Origin of the sequence: Faecalibacterium sp. Marseille-Q3530, from assembly GCF_017377625.1 — a bacterium.
Taxonomy (GTDB): domain Bacteria; phylum Bacillota; class Clostridia; order Oscillospirales; family Ruminococcaceae; genus Faecalibacterium; species Faecalibacterium prausnitzii_E.
The window spans coordinates 146,078-163,709 of sequence record NZ_JAFREH010000002.1; the positions used below are offsets into that span (position 1 = coordinate 146,078).

Annotated in this window: 19 protein-coding genes; 17 read left to right on the forward strand and 2 right to left on the reverse strand. The window is 58.5% G+C overall.

The features are described 5' to 3' along the window. The first annotated feature begins 20 nt into the window (after positions 1-20). The 4 genes from J3350_RS03815 (at position 21) to J3350_RS03830 (ending at position 2,058) form a co-directional block, all read left to right on the forward strand. The gene (locus J3350_RS03815) at positions 21-773 is read left to right on the forward strand and encodes a heparan-alpha-glucosaminide N-acetyltransferase (RefSeq protein WP_207685749.1); all 753 of its coding nucleotides are present in this window, start codon (positions 21-23) and stop codon (positions 771-773) included. Positions 774-947: 174 nt separating this feature from the next. Beyond that, on the forward strand, positions 948-1,370 hold the full coding sequence (locus J3350_RS03820) for a flavodoxin (RefSeq protein WP_097792288.1): 423 nt from the start codon (positions 948-950) through the stop codon (positions 1,368-1,370). Between the two features lie 102 nt (positions 1,371-1,472). Further along, positions 1,473-1,832 carry a nitrous oxide-stimulated promoter family protein gene (locus J3350_RS03825; RefSeq protein WP_207685750.1) on the forward strand — a complete coding sequence of 120 codons (360 nt, stop codon included), beginning with the start codon at positions 1,473-1,475 and terminating at the stop codon, positions 1,830-1,832. Between the two features lie 67 nt (positions 1,833-1,899). Next, the gene (locus J3350_RS03830; protein WP_097792286.1) at positions 1,900-2,058 is read left to right on the forward strand and encodes a DUF1540 domain-containing protein; all 159 of its coding nucleotides are present in this window, start codon (positions 1,900-1,902) and stop codon (positions 2,056-2,058) included. A gap of 83 nt (positions 2,059-2,141) precedes the next feature. Here J3350_RS03830 and J3350_RS03835 read toward each other — a convergent pair whose 3' ends face one another. Further along, complete coding sequence (locus tag J3350_RS03835) at positions 2,142-2,756, reverse strand: HAD family phosphatase (protein ID WP_097792285.1); 615 nt, start codon at positions 2,754-2,756, stop codon at positions 2,142-2,144. A gap of 135 nt (positions 2,757-2,891) precedes the next feature. Between J3350_RS03835 and J3350_RS03840 the strand changes: the two genes are divergently transcribed. The 6 genes from J3350_RS03840 to J3350_RS03865 all read left to right on the forward strand — a co-directional run bounded on the left by J3350_RS03840 (position 2,892) and on the right by J3350_RS03865 (position 8,552). After that, the gene (locus J3350_RS03840) at positions 2,892-3,185 is read left to right on the forward strand and encodes a PRC-barrel domain-containing protein (protein ID WP_097792284.1); all 294 of its coding nucleotides are present in this window, start codon (positions 2,892-2,894) and stop codon (positions 3,183-3,185) included. Between the two features lie 148 nt (positions 3,186-3,333). After that, complete coding sequence (locus J3350_RS03845) at positions 3,334-5,286, forward strand: LTA synthase family protein (RefSeq protein ID WP_207685751.1); 1,953 nt, start codon at positions 3,334-3,336, stop codon at positions 5,284-5,286. 201 nt (positions 5,287-5,487) lie between these two features. Then, complete coding sequence (gene rpsB, locus J3350_RS03850; RefSeq protein ID WP_097792282.1) at positions 5,488-6,204, forward strand: 30S ribosomal protein S2; 717 nt, start codon at positions 5,488-5,490, stop codon at positions 6,202-6,204. A 52-nt stretch (positions 6,205-6,256) separates the two neighbouring features. Then, positions 6,257-7,180: a translation elongation factor Ts gene (tsf, locus tag J3350_RS03855; protein ID WP_207685752.1), complete on the forward strand. Its 924-nt coding sequence runs from the start codon at positions 6,257-6,259 to the stop codon at positions 7,178-7,180. A gap of 137 nt (positions 7,181-7,317) precedes the next feature. Continuing rightward, positions 7,318-7,863: a GNAT family N-acetyltransferase gene (locus J3350_RS03860; protein WP_207685753.1), complete on the forward strand. Its 546-nt coding sequence runs from the start codon at positions 7,318-7,320 to the stop codon at positions 7,861-7,863. Continuing rightward, a complete protein-coding gene (locus tag J3350_RS03865; RefSeq protein ID WP_207685754.1) occupies positions 7,860-8,552 on the forward strand; it encodes a carboxylesterase in 693 nt (230 codons plus the stop codon). The genes J3350_RS03860 and J3350_RS03865 overlap by 4 nt, the downstream gene beginning before the upstream one ends. A 97-nt stretch (positions 8,553-8,649) precedes the next feature. Here J3350_RS03865 and J3350_RS03870 read toward each other — a convergent pair whose 3' ends face one another. After that, positions 8,650-10,377 (reverse strand): carbon starvation protein A, encoded by a 1,728-nt coding sequence (locus tag J3350_RS03870; protein ID WP_207685755.1) that lies wholly within the window; start codon positions 10,375-10,377, stop codon positions 8,650-8,652. A gap of 689 nt (positions 10,378-11,066) precedes the next feature. Here J3350_RS03870 and J3350_RS03875 point away from each other — a divergent pair. From J3350_RS03875 to J3350_RS03905, 7 genes are all read left to right on the forward strand, one after another. Further along, the gene (locus tag J3350_RS03875; protein ID WP_097792279.1) at positions 11,067-11,384 is read left to right on the forward strand and encodes a YerC/YecD family TrpR-related protein; all 318 of its coding nucleotides are present in this window, start codon (positions 11,067-11,069) and stop codon (positions 11,382-11,384) included. Between the two features lie 62 nt (positions 11,385-11,446). Then, positions 11,447-11,773, forward strand: coding sequence for a hypothetical protein (locus J3350_RS03880; RefSeq protein WP_097792278.1), 327 nt, complete (start codon positions 11,447-11,449; stop codon positions 11,771-11,773). A 171-nt stretch (positions 11,774-11,944) separates the two neighbouring features. After that, a complete protein-coding gene (locus J3350_RS03885; protein ID WP_207685756.1) occupies positions 11,945-12,592 on the forward strand; it encodes an HAD-IA family hydrolase in 648 nt (215 codons plus the stop codon). A gap of 70 nt (positions 12,593-12,662) precedes the next feature. After that, the gene (locus J3350_RS03890; RefSeq protein WP_207685757.1) at positions 12,663-14,525 is read left to right on the forward strand and encodes an SGNH/GDSL hydrolase family protein; all 1,863 of its coding nucleotides are present in this window, start codon (positions 12,663-12,665) and stop codon (positions 14,523-14,525) included. A 48-nt stretch (positions 14,526-14,573) separates the two neighbouring features. Further along, the gene (locus J3350_RS03895; RefSeq protein WP_207685758.1) at positions 14,574-14,795 is read left to right on the forward strand and encodes a hypothetical protein; all 222 of its coding nucleotides are present in this window, start codon (positions 14,574-14,576) and stop codon (positions 14,793-14,795) included. A 140-nt stretch (positions 14,796-14,935) separates the two neighbouring features. After that, a complete protein-coding gene (locus tag J3350_RS03900) occupies positions 14,936-15,676 on the forward strand; it encodes a YjjG family noncanonical pyrimidine nucleotidase (protein ID WP_207685759.1) in 741 nt (246 codons plus the stop codon). A 49-nt stretch (positions 15,677-15,725) separates the two neighbouring features. Continuing rightward, positions 15,726-17,621, forward strand: a complete 1,896-nt coding sequence (locus J3350_RS03905; RefSeq protein WP_207685760.1) for an ABC-F family ATP-binding cassette domain-containing protein — start codon at positions 15,726-15,728, stop codon at positions 17,619-17,621. The last annotated feature ends 11 nt before the right edge of the window (positions 17,622-17,632 follow it).

Sequence of the window (17,632 nt, forward strand, 5' to 3'; positions counted from 1 at the left end):
ACAAAAAAGGAAGTTTCCTCATGAAATCGTCTTCATCCCGTTACGCGCTGCTGGACGAGCTGCGCGGGCTTGACCTCATCAGCATGATGCTCTACCATGGCATGTGGGATGCCGTGTATCTGTTCGGGGTCGTGGTGCCGTGGTATTCCGCCGGGCAGGGGCGGCTGTGGCAGCAATCCATCTGCTGGGTGTTCATCCTGCTGTCCGGTTTCTGTCTGCCGCTGGGGCATCATCCGCTCAAACGTGGCGCGGCGGTCTTTGGTGCCGGAGCGCTGGTCACAGCGGTGACGCTGCTGTTCATGCCGGAAGATGTGGTCTGGTTTGGGGTGCTGACCCTGCTAGGCTCAGCCATGCTCCTGACGGGCCTTGTGCAGAAGTGGCTGCAAAAGATCCCGTCGGCGGTGGGGCTGGCGGTCAGTTTGATCCTGTTCGCGCTGACCTATCACACGATGGACGGCTATTGGGGGCTTGGCCCGCTGCGCTGGGCGCTGCCGCAGGGGCTGTATGCCAACTACCTCACGGCATACTTCGGCTTTTATCCGGTCTCTTTTTACTCCTCCGATTACTTCCCACTGCTGCCGTGGCTGTTTTTATTCTGGGCGGGGTACTATCTGCATCCTCTTGTCGGCCGCAAACGGATGGAGCCGCTGCGCCGGTCGGTCTGCCCGCCGCTGGGCTGGCTGGGGCGGCACTCGCTGGTGCTGTATCTGCTCCATCAGCCGGTCATTTTCGGTGTGCTGACGCTGGTGTTCACCGTTCCGCAGCTGCTTTGAGCAGGGGAGTGGAAAAAACTGCAAAAGAACCTTGACAACCCTGCTGCATTGTGGTATCCTGTCTGTGGTTAGAGAAATCTAACCGTGAAAATGCGCGTCCGTTTCGGATGACGCATTTTCCTGGCGATAAAAGTTAGAACATACTAACCGCAATTGAAAGAGAGGTTCTTCTTTATGAGCAAAGTAGCAATCGTATTCTGGAGCGCGACCGGCAACACCGAGACCATGGCAAACTGCATCGCTGAGGGGGCAGGTGCTGCCGCCACCATCGTTCCCTGCGGCGAGATGAATGCTGCCAAGCTGGGCGAATATGACGTTGTGGCATTCGGCTGCCCCGCAATGGGCGCTGAGCAGCTGGAGGAGAGCGAGTTCGAGCCGATGTTCGCGTCTCTGGAAGGTTCCCTGAACGGCAAGAAGGTCGCTCTGTTCGGCTCCTACGGCTGGGGCGACGGCCAGTGGATGCGCGATTGGTGCGAGCGTGTCAAGGAGGACGGCGCGGTCCTGTTCAGCGAAGAGGGCCTCATCTGCAACGAGACGCCCGATGATGATGTCCAGGCTGCCTGCCGCAAGCTGGGCGCTGACCTGGCTGCATGGTAAGCCTTTTCTCTTGACAAAATGAGTTTGTCTTGATAAACTAACCGACAGAGAACCGAACGATACCGGCTTTCTGCCGGTTTTTTGTTGTATCTGGAGGAACGCATGAAACAGACCACCCCGAAAGACCTTGTGAAAAAGCGCGCGGATGAACAACTTCTGGTGAGTGAGATGATCGCGCTCTACTGCCGCAGGCAGCACCACACCCCCAAAGGCTCGCTCTGCCCGGAATGTCAGGAGCTTCGCGATTATGCGCTGGCCCGCATCGACCATTGCCCGTTCATGGAGACGAAGACCTTCTGTTCGGCCTGCAAAGTCCACTGCTACAAGCCTGCCATGCAGGAGAAGATCCGCACGGTCATGCGCTGGGCCGGGCCGCGGATGCTGCCGGTGCACCCCATCCTTTCCATCCGGCATGTGGTCGTGACCATCCGGGCCAAACGCGAGGCCGGGGCAGAAAAGTGACCGGTGTATAAATCTCACGGAATGGGGGCATCCTAGAAGCATCCCAGATTCAAAGAGGTGAGAACGAATGGAAAATACCGGTGTTGTCTGCGACGTCTGCAAGTGCCGCCACAATGTGGAGAGCTGCAAGTGTGACCTGCCGCAGATCAAGGTGACGGAGCACTGCTCCTGCACCACTCAGCAGATCGAGACCCCGCACTTCTGCCAGAATTACGAAGCCAAGTAACTTCGTAACTCCTACGCGCAGAAAACCGCCCGGTTCCGTGCCGAAAACAGCATGGAACCGGGCGGTTTGTGTTTTGGTGCGGCTCAGCGCAGGGCCACGCCGCAGGTGGCAAGGCTGCGCACCAGTGTGCCGACGCTCTCCTTCATCTGGATGCCGGCAAAGCCCAGCCGGAAGGCCGCCTGCACATTGTCCAGCCGGTCGTCGATGAAGACGCTCTCCTGTGCCTTGAGGTGGTATTTTTCCAGCAGCGCCTTGTAGATGCGGGGGTCCGGCTTGTTGATGTGGACCTCGCAGGAGGCCACGCCGCCGTCGAACAGGCCCTTCATGTCCCGGTTCATCAGCAGGTCGAGCACATCTTCCGGAATATTGCTCAGGTAATAAACGCAGTAGCCGTGGGCTTTCAGTTTCTGCACCAGCTCCTGCATCCGGCGGCGGGGGCGCAGGATGTGCATCCAGTCATCCAGAACGCCCTGCACCTCAAAGGCGCAGCCCTGTTCTCTGGCCTTGGCCAGCATCCGCTGGTTGGCCTCGAACCGGGTGATGAGCCCGGCGTCCAGTAGCTTCCACTCTTCGCTGTCAAAGGTCAGGGCGCTGACCTGCTCCTCCACATCGGCGTTGCAGAAACGGTCCACCAGATACTCCTTGGGGTCAAAATCGACCATGACGCCGCCGAAATCAAACACGATATTTTTATACATCGACACATACCTCGATCTGAATGGGTGAGTTTTCCAATTGGTCGCTGCACTCAGTATAACACAAGGGACCGGTCTGCATCAAGCGCCGCCCTGCCGCATACAGTAAAAGAGAACACACAGCGGGGAGGGGAGCCGATGACATTCCGGGAGCTTTGCGCCAAAGAGGTCGTGCAGCTGTCCAATGGGGCCTGCCTGGGCAGGGCCGATGATCTGGAACTTGACCCGCAGACCGCGCAGGTCCGGAGCCTGCTTTTGCTGGGCAGGCCGCATCTGTTCGGGCTGCTGGGGCGGGACGAGACGCTGACCATCCCCTGGGAGGAGATCGACAAGATCGGGCTGGATGCCGTTCTGGTGCGCACAGAACTGCCTTTGCCGGAGCAAAAAAGTGCTTCGTTCTGGCAAAAGCTGCGCCGCTGGTTGGATGGATGAAAGTTTTTCATCTGTTTTTCCGGAATTAGGGTTTGATTTTACAGAAAACAGGATTATAATAGGGAACCGTGGGCCATGATTTGTGCTCGCAAACTCAAAGATCATCGCCCCATTGGGGCGCTCAGGAAGTGAAAGGAACGGTTCTTGTATGAATAAACGCGCATCCCGCACTCCGGCCTGGCTCCATGCGCTGCGGCTGGCTTTCCCGCCGGTCGTCACGCTGGTGCTTGTGGTGCTCACGGAGTGGATCGCCCGCGGCAGTCTGACCGTGGACACTCTGACCCAATACATTTTTCCCCACGCTGAAGCGTATCTTCTGGCATGGGCGTTGCTTTTCCTCATCTGGCTGACGGTGGACTGGCTGACCCGGTTCGCGCCGCTGGCGACCCTGATCGCGGCCATTCTCGGCTGTGTCCCGGCGGCGGTGGATTTCTACACGCTGCAGCTGCGCGGTGAGCCGTTTCTCCCGTGGGATCTGGCGCAGGTCTCGGAAGCGGCGGGCGTTGCTTCCGCTGCCGGGATCCATATCCAGACCAGCATGGTGGTCTCCATCGTTATCATTCTGCTGCTGCTTGTGGCCAGCTTCTTCCTCTACCGCGGGAGGAAAAAGCTGAACTGGAAGCCTCGTGTGCTGGGCGTTGTGGCCAGCGCTGCGGCCGTCTGCGGCCTGCTCTTCGGCGTTTTCCTGCAGCCCGCAGTCACCAAGGCCATCGGCATTCTGCCCGACGCCTGGATGCAGGACCGCTATTATCGCTACTACGGTGTCACTACCAGTTTTCTGACCAACCTCACCAATTTGGAAATCTCGAAACCGGACGACTACTCGGAAGATGCCGTGAACGAGATTTTGGACGACACCGCCGCAGCCGGGAACTACCAGACGGCACCGCTCTACCCGGCGTCCTATGGGGCGGTCACGCCTGCCGGGGAGACCGAACAGAGCCCCACCATCATCTATGTGATGGACGAGTCCTACTGGGATGTCTCGGAGCTGGAGCAGTATGGCTTTGCATTCGACACGGATGTCTCCGCCAACCTCCATCGGCTGCAGGAGACCAGCGCTTCCGGCCGGGCCTACAGCCCCAGCTTCGGCGGCGGCACCTGCGACGTGGAGTTTGAGGCGCTGACCGGCTATTCCGTCTCCTATCTGCCCAACGGCAGCAAGCCCTATCAGCAGCATGTGACCCGGCCCATGTTCTCTCTGCCGAATTACCTCAAGACGCAGGGCTATCAGACCGCCGCCGTCCACTGCTTCTGGGCCAAATACTGGAGCCGCGACACGGCCTATCCGAATCTGGGTCTGGACACCTTCCTCAGTCTGGAAAAGATGACCCACGTCAACAAGGTGCGCAGGCACTACTGGACTTCCGGCCTTGTCACGGACGACTCCATGGCCGACCAGATCATCCAGCAGTACGAGAGCATGAAGGCCTCGTCCGATGCGCCGGTCTTCCTCCATGCCGTCACGATGCAGAACCACACCAATTATAATAAGGACAACTACCCCGACGACCAGCGCGTCAAGGTGCTGAGCGCTCCGTCTGGCATCAGCCGGAGCACACTGGGGGCGCTCGAAGACTTTGCCACCGGCATCCGGGATGCCGACGCCATGCTGGGCCGCCTGACCGACTACTTCTCTCAGGTGGACGAGCCGGTCATCCTCGTGTTCTGGGGCGACCATTACAACCCCATTGATTCCAACTACGACGTCTTCACCAAGAGCGGCTATGCCAGCGATTCCAGCGCTGACCCCCGTCTCCACCAGACGACCCTGCTCATGTGGTCGAACTATTCGCAGCAGCCTGTGGACCTTGGCACCATCGCCGCCTACGACATTTCGCCGGTCATGATGAACATCTACGGCCTGAAGCAGCCGCTCTATTTCCAGTATCTGAACCGCCAGCTGCAGGTGGCGTACCGCACGAACACCCGCGGCACCGTCATGAACCGGGACGGCACCACCACCCAGGAGCCTACTGCATTGCAGCAGCAGTGGAGCGCCAACCACTGGCTACTCCAATACGACCTGATGTTCGGCAAGGGCTATGCTCTCAGCCGGATGGGGATGGAGGGCCTGGAAGCGGCACCGACCGGCAAATAAGAGAAGATCGCAAAATCTTTTTGTAAAAAACAGCGAAAAGCTCTTGAATCCGCGTCCTTTTTGTGCTATTATAATTCAGCATTACACACGCATCACTATGCCCTTTTGTGCCCATCCGGGTGGAGGGCAGTCAGGCCCGTCCGATACGGTGCCCTGATCACGGTGTGCGGAGGCAAAACAATATCTGGAGGTATTTTTACTATGGCAGTCGTTTCTATGAAGCAGCTTCTCGAAGCAGGTGTGCACTTCGGTCACCAGACCCGTCGCTGGAACCCCAAGATGGCGAAGTATATCTTCACCGAGCGCAACGGCATTTATATCATCGATCTGCAGAAGACCGTGAAGAAGCTGGATGAGGCTTACAACTACGTGAAGGAAGTTGCAGCTGAGGGCGGCGACATCCTGTTCGTCGGCACCAAGAAGCAGGCTCAGGAGTCCATCCGTGACGAGGCTCTGCGCTGCGGCATGCACTATGTCAACGCTCGCTGGCTGGGCGGTATGCTGACCAACTTCCGCACCATCCGCAAGCGTATCGACCGCATGGATCAGCTGGCTAAGATGCAGGAGAACGGCACCTTCGAGCTGCTGCCCAAGAAGGAAGTGGCAAAGCTGGAGCTGGAGATGGAGAAGCTGGACAAGTACCTGGGCGGCGTCAAGAACATGAAGACCCTGCCGAAGGCCATGTTCATCGTCGATCCTCACAAGGAGCGCATCGCTGTTGCTGAGGCCCGCAAGCTGAACATCCCCATCGTTGCAATCGTCGATACCAACTGCAACCCCGATGAGATCGATTACGTGATCCCCGGCAACGACGACGCGATCCGCGCTGTCAAGCTGATCGCCGGTGCAATGGCCGACGCTGTTCTGGAAGGCAAGCAGGGCAACCAGGAAGCTCCCGCTGAGGAAGCAAACGCCTGATTTTTCCGTATTCCGAACAAACCCGTTTAGTAACGTGTAAGGGAGAATAAAAATGGCTATTACTGCAAAAGACGTTATGGAGCTGCGCAAGCAGACCGACTGCGGCATGATGGAGTGCAAGAAGGCTCTGACTGAGGCTGACGGCAACTTCGAGAAGGCAATCGAGATCCTGCGTGAGCGTGGTCTGGCTACCGCTGCAAAGAAGGCAAGCCGTACCGCTGCTGAGGGCATGGTCTACGCGGATTACTGCCCGCAGTGCAAGGTCGGCGTTGTCATCGAAGTCAATGCTGAGACCGACTTCGTTGCCAAGAACGACAAGTTTGTTGCTTTCGTCAAGGAGGCAACTCAGGTCATCATGAAGCAGAACCCTGCTGACGTTGAGGCTCTGATGGCTTGCAAGACCGAGTCCGGCGAGACCGTGGACGAGGCTCTGAAGAACCTGATCTTGGTCATCAAGGAGAACATCAAGGTTCGTCGTTTCGTCCGTTACGAGGGCGTCTGCTCTGCTTACGTCCACGGCGGCGGCACCCACGGCATCCTGGTCAACTTCGAGACCACCAACGACATCGACGCAAAGGACGAGTTCGTTGCTTACGGCAAGGACATCGCTATGCAGGTCGCTGCTGCAAACCCCAGCTATGTGGACGAGGCTTCTGTCCCTGCTGAGGTCGTGGCCAAGGAGAAGGAGATCATGCTCGCTCAGATGGCTGGCGATCCGAAGACCGCCAACAAGCCGGATGCAGTCAAGCAGAAGATGATCGAGGGCAAGATCAAGAAGTTCTTCAAGGAGAACTGCCTGGTCGATCAGGAGTTCGTCAAGGACGGCGACCTGTCTGTTGCTCAGTACACCGCTAAGGTCGCTAAGGACCTGGGCGGCGACATCAAGATCGTCAAGTTTACCCGCTTCCAGAAGGGCGAGGGCCTGGAGAAGCGCGCTGACGACTTCGCTGCTGAAGTCGCAAGCATGGTGAAGTAATTCAAGCTTCCAGGCTGAAAATGGGAGCCGCAGTGCCTGTCATAGGGTGCTGCGGCTCCTTTTTTGCGTTCCGGGGTTGTAAAACCTGACCGAAGATGTTATGATAGACCCATTCCAAACAGAAAGAAGTGCTGACCATGAAGATCGTCCCGTGTGCGTTCCAACTGCCCAACGGGGAAATGCTGACGGTGCGCAGTCTGTGCGCAGACGACGCCGAAGCGCTCAACGCATTCCGCCTTGCAACCTACCGCGAAACACACTTTATGGCCCGCTACCCGGAAGAAGGCGCGAATCTGGAAACGCTGCAAAAGGGGCTGGCAGGCTCTGAAGCCAGCGCGCTGAATTTTGAGGTCGGTGCTTTTTCCGGAGAAAAGCTGGTGGGGGAGTTTGGCGTTGCACAGGTGCGGCCGCACATCAAGTATCGCCATCGTGCCATAATGGGCATCTCTGTCCGGAAAGAGTATTGGGGCTGCGGTCTGGGCAGTTATCTGATGCATCTGGCCATTGACCAGACCCGCACCAACGGTTTCGAACAGCTGGAACTGGGGGTGTACAGCGATAACACCCGTGCTATCCATCTCTATGAGAAATTTGGCTTTGCGCGCTGCGGCATCCAGCCCCGTGCCTTCAAACTCAAGGATGGAACCTACCGCGACGAGATCATGATGGTGAAGATGCTATGAAAACAGAACGCATTACCCTGAAGGGCATCCCCGCACTCCTCATCGGCGAGCCTTCCCACAAGGTGTATCTCTACGTCCACGGAAAAATGGGCAGCAAAGAGGAAGCCCTTGCATTTGCAGAGCAGGCCTGCCCGGCAGGTTACCAGGTGCTGGCCATTGACCTGCCCGAACATGGCGAGCGAAAGAACGGCCCGGAACGGCTCCTGCCATGGGTGGTCGTTCCGGAGCTGCAATTTATGGATCAGTATGCAAGAGTGCACTGGCGGCAGGTCTCGCTGCGGGCCACGAGCATCGGCGCGTGGTTTTCCATGCTGGCGTTACAGGAGAAGGCACTGCGCCGTGCGCTCTTCGTTTCGCCCATCGTGGATATGGCAGACCTCATCGGCAGGATGATGCAGCAGGCCAACGTGACCGAAGAGCAGCTGAAGGCGGCAGGGGAAATCCCCACAACTTTCGGAGAGACGCTTTCATGGCCGTATCTCTGCTGGGTGCGGGAGCATCCGTTTCGCTGGCGCATCCCCACGCAGGTGCTCTATGGCGAAGCTGACGCGCTGACTTCCTATGCTGTGCTTGACCGCTTCAAGCGCGTGACCGGGGCACAGCTGACCCTTCTGGCCGATGGGGAGCACTGGTTCCACACCGAGACGCAGCTGGCCGTGCTGCAGGCCTGGGAAGGTGCGCATCTCTGAAGCGCAGAAAAACAGAGATCCCCGCTGACGGGTTCGATGACGTCAGCGGGGATCTCTTTCTGTTTTTACGAACGAATCGTGAAAACCGTAGTTGTTTTTAGACCTTTGCTTCGCTGTTGTGCTCGGCGTTGGAGTAAGCCTTGAAGGAGTGGAAGACGATGTTCAGGCCCAGAACAATCAGCAGGACAGCCAAAATCAGCTGCAGGCCGTTGGCGATGAACACAGCGCCCCAGGTGGTCTCACCCGCAGGGATGCCCACCGAAGCGGCAGCGCTGATGGCCTTGACCATCGCGATCAGACGCTGAACCAGCGCGGTGAAGGTGACGCACAGCATGATGACCAGCGGGGGGAAGAGCATCTTGTTGTTGCGGCCGGTGACCTTCAGGAAGACGCACAGGGTGGCCAGAACCAGAGCGCTCAGCAGCTGGTTGGCGGAACCGAACAGCGGCCAAATGTTGGCGTAGCCGATCTTGGTCAGGATGAAGCCGAACACCAGTGTGATGAAAGTAGAGAAGTAGACGTTGCAGAACAGCTTGCGCCAGCCCTCTGCATGCTCCATGTCATCGACGCTGAACAGCTCCTGGAAGCTCATGCGGCCGATACGTGCAACGGCATCCAGGCTGGTCAGAGCCAGAGCAGAAACGCACATGGTCATGAAGACGGTAGCAGCGTAGGCGGGGATGCCGAACATCTCAAAGAAACCGGCAACGCCGCGGCTGAAGATCTGGAACGGGGTGCCTGCAGCGGGGGTGCCGTCCGCAGCGGCAGCAGCGCCTGCAACGCACAGGGCCAGAACAGCCAGCAGGCTTTCGAGGATCATGGCACCATAGCCGACTTTCAGCATATCCTTTTCGTTCTCCACGGTCTTGGAAGAAGTGCCGGAAGAGACCAGGCTGTGGAAACCGGAAACGGCACCGCAGGCCACGGTAACGAACAGGATGGGGAACATGGTGCCCAGCTTCTCATTGGTGAAACCGGTGAAAACGGGCAGATTCATGGTGGGGTGTGCGACCAGCAGGCCGACCACAGCACCTGCGATCATGGCCACGAACATGAAGGTGGTCATGTGGTCACGGGGCTGCTTCAGCAGCCACATGGGCAGGACGGCTGCAAAGAAGATGTAGATGAAGGTGATGTAGCTCCATGCAGCCTTGCCCAGGATGATGGGGAAGTTTGCACCGATCACGAAAGACAGAACGATGAAGACGATGCTGATGACGCTCTCCTTCCAGCCGGAGAAGTTGAACTTCTTCTGGATCAGGCCGAAGACGACGGCGAACACCATGAACATGATGGAGACCATGCCGGCAGCACCGTTGGTCTGTGCGGCCTCGACCAGAGCACCGTCGGTGCCAAAGGCATTGAAGGTGCCGGCGACCATGTCAGCAAACGCTGCGATGACGATGCCGCAGAACAGCCAGCAGAACAGCAGGAACAGCTTGCGGCCGGTCTTGCCGATGTACTTCTCGATCAGCATACCCATGGACTTGCCGTCGTTCTTGACGGAAGCATACAGCGCGCCGAAGTCGGTCACAGCACCAAAGAAGATGCCGCCGATCAGGACCCACAGCAGAACGGGCAGCCAGCCGAATGCGGCAGCCTGGATGGCACCGGTGACAGGGCCGGCACCTGCGATGGAGCTGAACTGATGGGCAAAAACGGTCCAGCCGTTGGTGGGGACGTAGTCGCGGCCGTCCTCGTGGACGACTGCGGGGGTCTTGGCCTTGGGGTCGATGCCCCACTTGTTTGCCAGCCAGCGTCCGTAGAAGGTGTAAGCTCCTAACAGACACACGGCTGCGATCAAAACGATGACCAGCGTGTTCATTTCTTTTACCTCTTTCCTTTCTTTCCAAACGGCAAAGCGGCCAGGGTCCATCTGGCGGCTGCACTCAAAAACCACAAGCGCCGGGCGGCAGGGGATGAAAAAAGCCCCCATCTTCGTTCTGGATGCAGACCGCATCCACCCGAAGACGAAGGCCTGACAACCGGTCTCCCGGCTGCAATTCTCCGCGGTACCACTTCGCTTGCTGCTTTTGAGGGCAGCCACTTTCTGCCCGCTCCGGGAGAACCTCACCGGAGCGGGACGCCCTGTAACGGGGGCGGATCGGCCAGGTGCTACTGTTCGGTTCGCACCGGCTGCTCGCAGGGGATAACCTCTCTCTCTTTGCTGCCGTCTTACACCAAAACCAACAGCTCTCTGGGAGCAGGTGTGGGAAAAGGTCGTGTCCTGTTCACTGCATTTGCCGAATGATTGTGTATACTTTAGTCCCGATTTCATAATTTGTCAATATATTTTGGGCAAGTTAGGAGGATGTGCCAATTCGGGAAAAATGCTGGTAAAAATTTTTAGGTGATTTTTGTTCATGTGTGAAGAGAAGAAAACTATGCACATTGAGATGTGAAAATCACTCATGTTGTAAAAAGACTTGACTTTCGCGCTTTCGTGTGCTAAAGTGATAATACAAAATCATAAAATCTTCCAAATACCCGGCGCTTGCCGCAAAGGAGGCCGCTATGGCTGAGAAAAACCCCAGAAAGAACCCGACCACGGACGCACTGTTCGATGCGATCCTGAGCCTTGAAACACGGGAAGAGTGCTACAATTTCTTTGAGGATCTGTGCACCGTAAAGGAGATCTCCGATATGGCGCAGCGCCTGGAAGCGGCCAAGCTGCTTTTGGGTGGCAGCACCTATGACCAGATCGTCAAAGCTGTGGAGATCAGCACGGCCACCATCAGCCGGATCAACCGCTGCATCCAGTACGGCTCCGGCGGCTACCGCGACGTCATCGAAAAAGTCTCTGCGAAGGAAGCGGCCGATTCCGCCGAGTGACACAGGCAGCGGCCCGGACATACAATGGGGCATACCTTATATAAGAAAGGATGACCCGATTTATGATCACGGAAACCAACTGCACGCCTACGCTGGAATGCCCCGCACTGCCCCGTGTCACCCTCGACCAGGCCGTCATCGACCTGCTGGAGAGCATTGCGCTGCAGGAGTCTGCCCTCAGCCACATCCTCTGCGCGGAGAGCCAGAAGATGAAGACCGCGATGGCCATGAAGGAAGTCGACCTGTGCAAGCTGCTGGAGATCAACGACTCGGCCACCAACATGGTCCATGCCGTGGCCAATCTGGAGCTGGCGCTCAAGGATAAGCTGGAATTTATCTCCAACAACCTCTATTACCCCTCGACGGAAAACACCACCACCGCGCAATAACCGGCGGTTGCCCCTGCCTGCCCGCACTTTGCCGGGCAGGCTTTTTGTGTTTGTGGCTATTCTATGAACAATCTAGCCAAAAGATGAAAAAACGTTTTGTGCGGAATTGCTGAATACAGAAAACTGTGCTATACTATACACTGTATATGTGTGAAAGAGAGGAAATGAACCTTGCAGCACTATGACGTGATCTTATTCGACGTGGACGGAACGCTCATTGATTCCGCACCCGGCATCCTGAATACACTGGAAGAGGTCTTCCGCAAGATGAACGTAGATATCACCGGTGTGGACCTGCGCCGCTATCTTGGCCCGCCGCTGCGCAAGACGTTCGCAGAGCACTTTACCGACTCGGCCAGGGTCGAGGAAGCCGCCGGGCTCTACCGTGCCAGCTATGCCGTCAAGGGCAGCCACGAGTGCCGCGTGTTCCCCGGTGCGGCTGAGATGCTCCACCGCCTGAAGGAAGCGGGCTTTGTGCTCTGCACGGCGACCTCCAAGCCCACCCAGGTGGTGACGCCCATTCTCAAAGAGCAGGGCCTTGCCCCATACTTCGATTTCATCGGCGGGGCCTCCATGGATGAGAGCCGCGACACCAAGACCGAGGTCGTCCGCTACGTGCTGGAGCAGCCCTGCGTCAAGGGCAAACGGGTCCTGATGGTCGGGGACCGCAACGACGATATGCGCGGTGCGGCAGACTGCGGTCTGGATGCTGCCGGTGCGCTGTACGGCTATGGCAGCCGGGATGAGCTGGAACCGTTCCACCCGGTCTTTCTGGCCGAGAGCTGTGCCGCCCTTGCGGACGCCCTTGTGAACGCCTGACCGGACCGCTGATTGAGAATAAAAATGGTGAATCATTATGAATCGTAGGACACAATCGGACAAGCAATCTATGACTCCTTTGCAGCGGCAGGCTGTTCTGGTCTGCGTTGTGTGTGCGCTGGCGGCGCTGCTGACCATCGGCATCACCCTGACCCTGCTCAGGCGGGGCAAAGTGGACGCCCCGAATGTACCCGATGCAGACTCCGTCTCCTCGGAAACACCCGCGGGTGGCGAAGATCTGGCAGAGCACTATCAGATCGACAATTCATCGGCTTCTCTGCTGGCAGAAACGGCCGATGCGGGGCAGTCCTACCAGGACGAGATCCTCTTCATCGGCGACTCCAACACGGTGCGCCTGTACAACAACGGCCTGATCTCCCTGCAGCAGTTCTGCGCCAAGGAGGGCATCGGCACACAGGTGGCCCTGAATGAGGGCATCGTCACCTTTAAGAAGGACAGCAATGCCTATCCCATTGCCCAGGCTGTCGCCATGATGAAGCCCCGCCGCGTGGTCATCACCCTCGGCACCAACGACAACGGCATGGAAGTGGCCGACTTTATCGCGAATTATACCGCTCTGGTCCAGGCCATCCAGGCCAGCTATCCCTATACCGATATCATCGTCAACACCATCCCGCCCATCCCGGCGGATCACTCGACCTACCCTCACATGGATCAGGCCAGGATCGACGATATGAACATGGCACTGCTCAACCTGTGCGAGCAGCTGGGCCTCAAGTTTCTGAACACCGCCGAGATCCTCAAGGGGGAGGATGGCTACGGCAAGCCGGACTACTACACAAACGGCGACATCCACCTGAAAAGTGCGGGCCTCAAGGCAGCGCTGAGCTATCTGCGCACCCACGCCTACACCACCGATGACCGCCGCCCGGATACCGCCAACATCCCGACCCGCACACTGGAGTATATTTCCAACCCCAGTTCTGCGGTCCAGGCTCCCAGCTCGGAGTCTGCCAGCGAGAGCGCCAGCAGTTCCACCGCTGAGCCTGTTCACTATGAAGCGCACTATCGGGTCGAAAAGAAGGGCGGCGGTACGCTGACCTCCGGCGGTGAGTCCGACAAGACCTCCCTGAGCTACACCGTGACCGATGCGTCTCAAACCATCAGCGTGACGGCAGTTCCTGCCGAGGGCTATGTCTTCGTCAAGTGGAGCGACGGTGTCACCACCCGCACCCGCACCGATGACAAGTTCCAGCAGAACATTGACGTCACGGCCGTGTTTGCCGCAGTGTCCGTCGAGATCTCCAACGAGGGCAAGGGCCTGTTCGGCAGCTCCTATATCTTCAAGGCAAAGCTCGGCGGCAAGTATGCCAACAGCGACAATCTCCGCTGGTACGCCAACGGGGAAGAGGTCAAGGCCGCTGCAGGCCAGACGACCGTGACCGTTCCGGTCTCCTCCGTGACCGTCGGCAGCTATAAGATCTACGCCGTCGTCACCTACAACGACTGCACCGTGAAGAGCAACACGCTGACCTTGACTGTCAACAGCGAATCGTCCAGTTCGAGCACGTCGAGCAGCAGCTCGTCTTCGTCCGGAGCTTCCTCCGGCAGTACATCCGGTTCCTCCGCTTCGTCCAAAGAAGAAGCCGCTTCTTCCGGCAGTTCCAGCTCGTCCCACAGCACCTCCGGCAGCAGCTCGGAGCACTCCTCCAGCTCTGCTTCCAGTGCATCGGCGTCCACGAGCGAGTCGAAAGCCGAGTCCAAGGCAGAGTCGGCCAGCGCTTCTCAGAGTGAGTCGAAGAGCGAATCAAAGAGTGAATCCAAAGAGGAAAGCGCTTCTTCCCACAGCGAGTCGAAGGCAGAATCAAAAACCGAATCGAAGACCGAAGCTTCGGAAAGCAAGGCAGAGAACGATCTGCACGCTTCCAGCGAGACGAGCGCAGAGAACACCGAGGCCGCAGCAAGCCGCTGACACTTTTCCACTCCGCTGCATAGGCTGTTCCGAAGGGAGCGTGAGTGGATGTTCTTCGAGAAGATCCGTGTTCCGGGGCTTCCCGGTGAGGAAGATGTGACCGACGGCAGTGTGGACTGGTACGAGATGGACTGGGAGAATGTGGACAATGGCGTTTTGGAATCCGAGATGCCCAAATGCCCGGAAACACCCTGTTCCGCCGCTTCCCGCTGCGAGGACAACACCCCGGAACAAACCGACGATGAAACGTATGAAGTAGTCGAGGAATAAGGCGAAGCCAGCTCTGCCGGGGCGGGGCTGGCTTCTCGCTGTTCTTACGATCCGGCAAATCCGGCGATCCGGAATAGACCGGCTCCGGCTGGGGAGGACAAGCTCCCCGGAACATGCAACAAGAGAGGGGAAACTGAACCATGGCAAAATACTATTGCATCCTGTTCGATGCAGACAATACGCTGCTGGATTTTGATGCAGCCGAAAGTAAGGCGCTGGCCGATACGCTCCGCAACTACGGCATCGAGCCGGACGCCGAGACGTTGCAGACTTACCGCACCATCAATGGGGAGCTGTGGCGTCAGCTGGAAAAAGGCCAGATCCGCCGCGACAAGCTGATGGCGGAGCGCTTCACCCGCTTCCTGAAGGCCGTGAATGCCGCAGGCAGCGGTGCCGAGATGAATCAATATTATCTCGACCAGCTCTCCACCCACCCGGACCTCGCCGCGCCCAATGTGCTGGACGTGATGAAGGAGCTGGCCGAGGTGGCAACGCTGGCCGTTGTGACAAACGGCTTCGACCGGGTGCAGTCCCGCCGTGTGGCCGAGTCCGGCCTGAAGGAGTTCGTCGAGGAGGTCTTCGTCTCCGAGAAACTCGACAGCGAAAAGCCGAACCGCAAGATCTTTGACACGGCGCTCCGTTCGCTGGGGGTGGAGAACCGCGAGCGTGTCCTGATGGTGGGCGACAGCCTCACCAGCGACATCCAGGGCGGCATCAACGCCGGGCTGGATACCTGCTGGTACAACCCGAACCACGCCGAAAATCCGGGCAAGGTCTGCCCGACCTACGAGATCTCGAATCTCGAAGAGCTGTATCAGCTGGTCATGGAGCCGGAAGAGCTGGCCAATGTCGGGCTGAAGAACCGCCGCCATCAGCTCTAAGCTCCTGTGCTGTGCGGCAAGTGGGAACAAAAAGATTGGATGAACAACAATGCTGATACATTTGGAAAAACTGGGCAAGACCTTCGGCGAGAAGATCGTCCTGCATGATGTCACGGCCAGCGTCGAGCGGGAGGACCGCATCGGCATCGTGGGCCAGAACGGTGCAGGCAAGACCACCCTTCTGAAGATCCTGACCGGGGAATATACCGACTATGAGGGCGAGTTCAGTGTGACCCATGGCGTCACCCTTGGGTATCTGGAACAGAACGCGAAGCTGGACCCCACGCTGGACATCTACGGCGAGATGCGCTCCTGCTTCGCCCATGTGCTGGATGCCATGGCACAGATGCAGATCCTGGAGCGCCGGATGGCGGCTTCGCCGGAGAATGCCTCTCTGCTGGAGCAGCACGATGCACTGCAGAACATCATCGACGCAGCCGATGGATACAATATGGACGTCAACATCAAAAAGGTGTTGTCCGGCATGGGCTTTGCACAGGATACCTGGACCAAGAACATCGCAGTCCTGTCCGGCGGCGAGCTGACCCGTCTGCGTCTGGCAAAGCTGCTGCTGCAAAAGCCGGACGTCCTCATTCTGGACGAGCCCACCAACCACCTCGATTTTGCGACGATGGAATGGCTGGAAACCTACCTCAAGGGCTATTCCGGCGCGGTCCTCGTCGTCAGCCATGACCGCTACTTCCTCGATAACGTCTGTACGAAGATCTGGGAAGTTTCGTTCCAGACCATGACGACCTACAAGGGCAATTTCTCGGCCTATCTGCCCCAGAAGGAAGCCGCCGATGCCCTGCGCCAGAAGCAGCACGACGCCGATGTGGCACTGGCCGAAAAATTGCAGGACTACGTGGACCGCAATCTGGTCCGCGCTTCCACGACCAAAATGGCCCAGAGCCGCCGCAGGCAGCTGGAAAAGCTGGAGATCACCGAGGCCCCAAAAGATGAGACGAACCAGCTTAAATTCCGCTTCGAATACGACGTAGAACCGTGGAATGAGCTGGTGCTGATGAAGAATCTGACCATCCGCATCGGGGAGCGCACCCTGCTGGAGCCGTTCACCTACACAGTCTGCCGCGGGCAGCGGCTCGTCATCGCAGGCCCCAACGGTGCCGGCAAATCGACCCTGATGCAGGTGCTGGACGGCAAGCGCCGCCCCTCCGGCGGCATGGTCCGGCTGGGCACCGGTGCCCGGCCCAGCATCTTTGCCCAGCAGCAGAACCGCCTGGGGCAGGGCAGGGTCATCGACGTCATCTGGAACAAATACCCCCGGATGACGGAGCTGGAAGTCCGCAGCCATCTGGCCAAGCTGGGCTTCCGGGGCGAGACGGTCTTCAAACCCTGCGAGGCGCTGTCCGGCGGCGAGCTGGCCCGCCTGCGCTTTGCCGAGATCGTGCTGGAACGCCCGAACCTGCTCTTCCTGGACGAGCCGACGAACCATCTGGATATCTACACCCGCGAGAACCTGACCGAGGCGCTGATGGCCTACACCGGGACCCTGCTCATGGTCACCCACGACCGGCACCTGATGAACAGCCTCGGATGCCCCATCCTCTATCTGGAGGACGGCAAGGCGACGCTCTACCCCAGCTACGATGCCCTGATGGGCCGTAGTGCGCCCGCCGCCGCGCAGCCGGCCAAAGCCGCCGAGCCTGCCAGGGCCGGTTACGGCAAGGAGCAGCGCCGCCGCCGCGCCGAGCTGCGGGCTAAGATCAAGGCCTGCGAGGACGAGATGGAAGCCTGCGGTGCCCGCGAAGTCGAGCTTGACAACGAGATCAACTCGCCGGAAGTCTACAACGACCCGCAGCTGCTGCGGGAAAAAAGCGATGAGCTTGCCGATCTGCGCTTCCATCAGGAAGAACTGTTCGCCGCCTGGGAAAAGGCCATGGAGGAACAGGAGCAGTACGAGCAGAGCAGCACCGAAGAATGACCATCCGAAGG

Coding starts and splice junctions, on each gene's coding strand:
- J3350_RS03840 (WP_097792284.1), top strand. CDS start 2,892: ATGACATTCCGGGAGCTTTGCGCCAAAGAGGTCGTGCAGCTGTCCAAT.
- J3350_RS03875 (WP_097792279.1), top strand. CDS start 11,067: ATGGCTGAGAAAAACCCCAGAAAGAACCCGACCACGGACGCACTGTTC.
- tsf (WP_207685752.1), top strand. CDS start 6,257: ATGGCTATTACTGCAAAAGACGTTATGGAGCTGCGCAAGCAGACCGAC.
- J3350_RS03905 (WP_207685760.1), top strand. CDS start 15,726: ATGCTGATACATTTGGAAAAACTGGGCAAGACCTTCGGCGAGAAGATC.
- J3350_RS03845 (WP_207685751.1), top strand. CDS start 3,334: ATGAATAAACGCGCATCCCGCACTCCGGCCTGGCTCCATGCGCTGCGG.
- J3350_RS03860 (WP_207685753.1), top strand. CDS start 7,318: ATGAAGATCGTCCCGTGTGCGTTCCAACTGCCCAACGGGGAAATGCTG.
- J3350_RS03820 (WP_097792288.1), top strand. CDS start 948: ATGAGCAAAGTAGCAATCGTATTCTGGAGCGCGACCGGCAACACCGAG.
- J3350_RS03890 (WP_207685757.1), top strand. CDS start 12,663: ATGACTCCTTTGCAGCGGCAGGCTGTTCTGGTCTGCGTTGTGTGTGCG.
- J3350_RS03830 (WP_097792286.1), top strand. CDS start 1,900: ATGGAAAATACCGGTGTTGTCTGCGACGTCTGCAAGTGCCGCCACAAT.
- J3350_RS03880 (WP_097792278.1), top strand. CDS start 11,447: ATGATCACGGAAACCAACTGCACGCCTACGCTGGAATGCCCCGCACTG.
- J3350_RS03895 (WP_207685758.1), top strand. CDS start 14,574: ATGTTCTTCGAGAAGATCCGTGTTCCGGGGCTTCCCGGTGAGGAAGAT.
- rpsB (WP_097792282.1), top strand. CDS start 5,488: ATGGCAGTCGTTTCTATGAAGCAGCTTCTCGAAGCAGGTGTGCACTTC.
- J3350_RS03835 (WP_097792285.1), bottom strand. CDS start 2,756: ATGTATAAAAATATCGTGTTTGATTTCGGCGGCGTCATGGTCGATTTT.
- J3350_RS03825 (WP_207685750.1), top strand. CDS start 1,473: ATGAAACAGACCACCCCGAAAGACCTTGTGAAAAAGCGCGCGGATGAA.
- J3350_RS03870 (WP_207685755.1), bottom strand. CDS start 10,377: ATGAACACGCTGGTCATCGTTTTGATCGCAGCCGTGTGTCTGTTAGGA.
- J3350_RS03815 (WP_207685749.1), top strand. CDS start 21: ATGAAATCGTCTTCATCCCGTTACGCGCTGCTGGACGAGCTGCGCGGG.
- J3350_RS03865 (WP_207685754.1), top strand. CDS start 7,860: ATGAAAACAGAACGCATTACCCTGAAGGGCATCCCCGCACTCCTCATC.
- J3350_RS03900 (WP_207685759.1), top strand. CDS start 14,936: ATGGCAAAATACTATTGCATCCTGTTCGATGCAGACAATACGCTGCTG.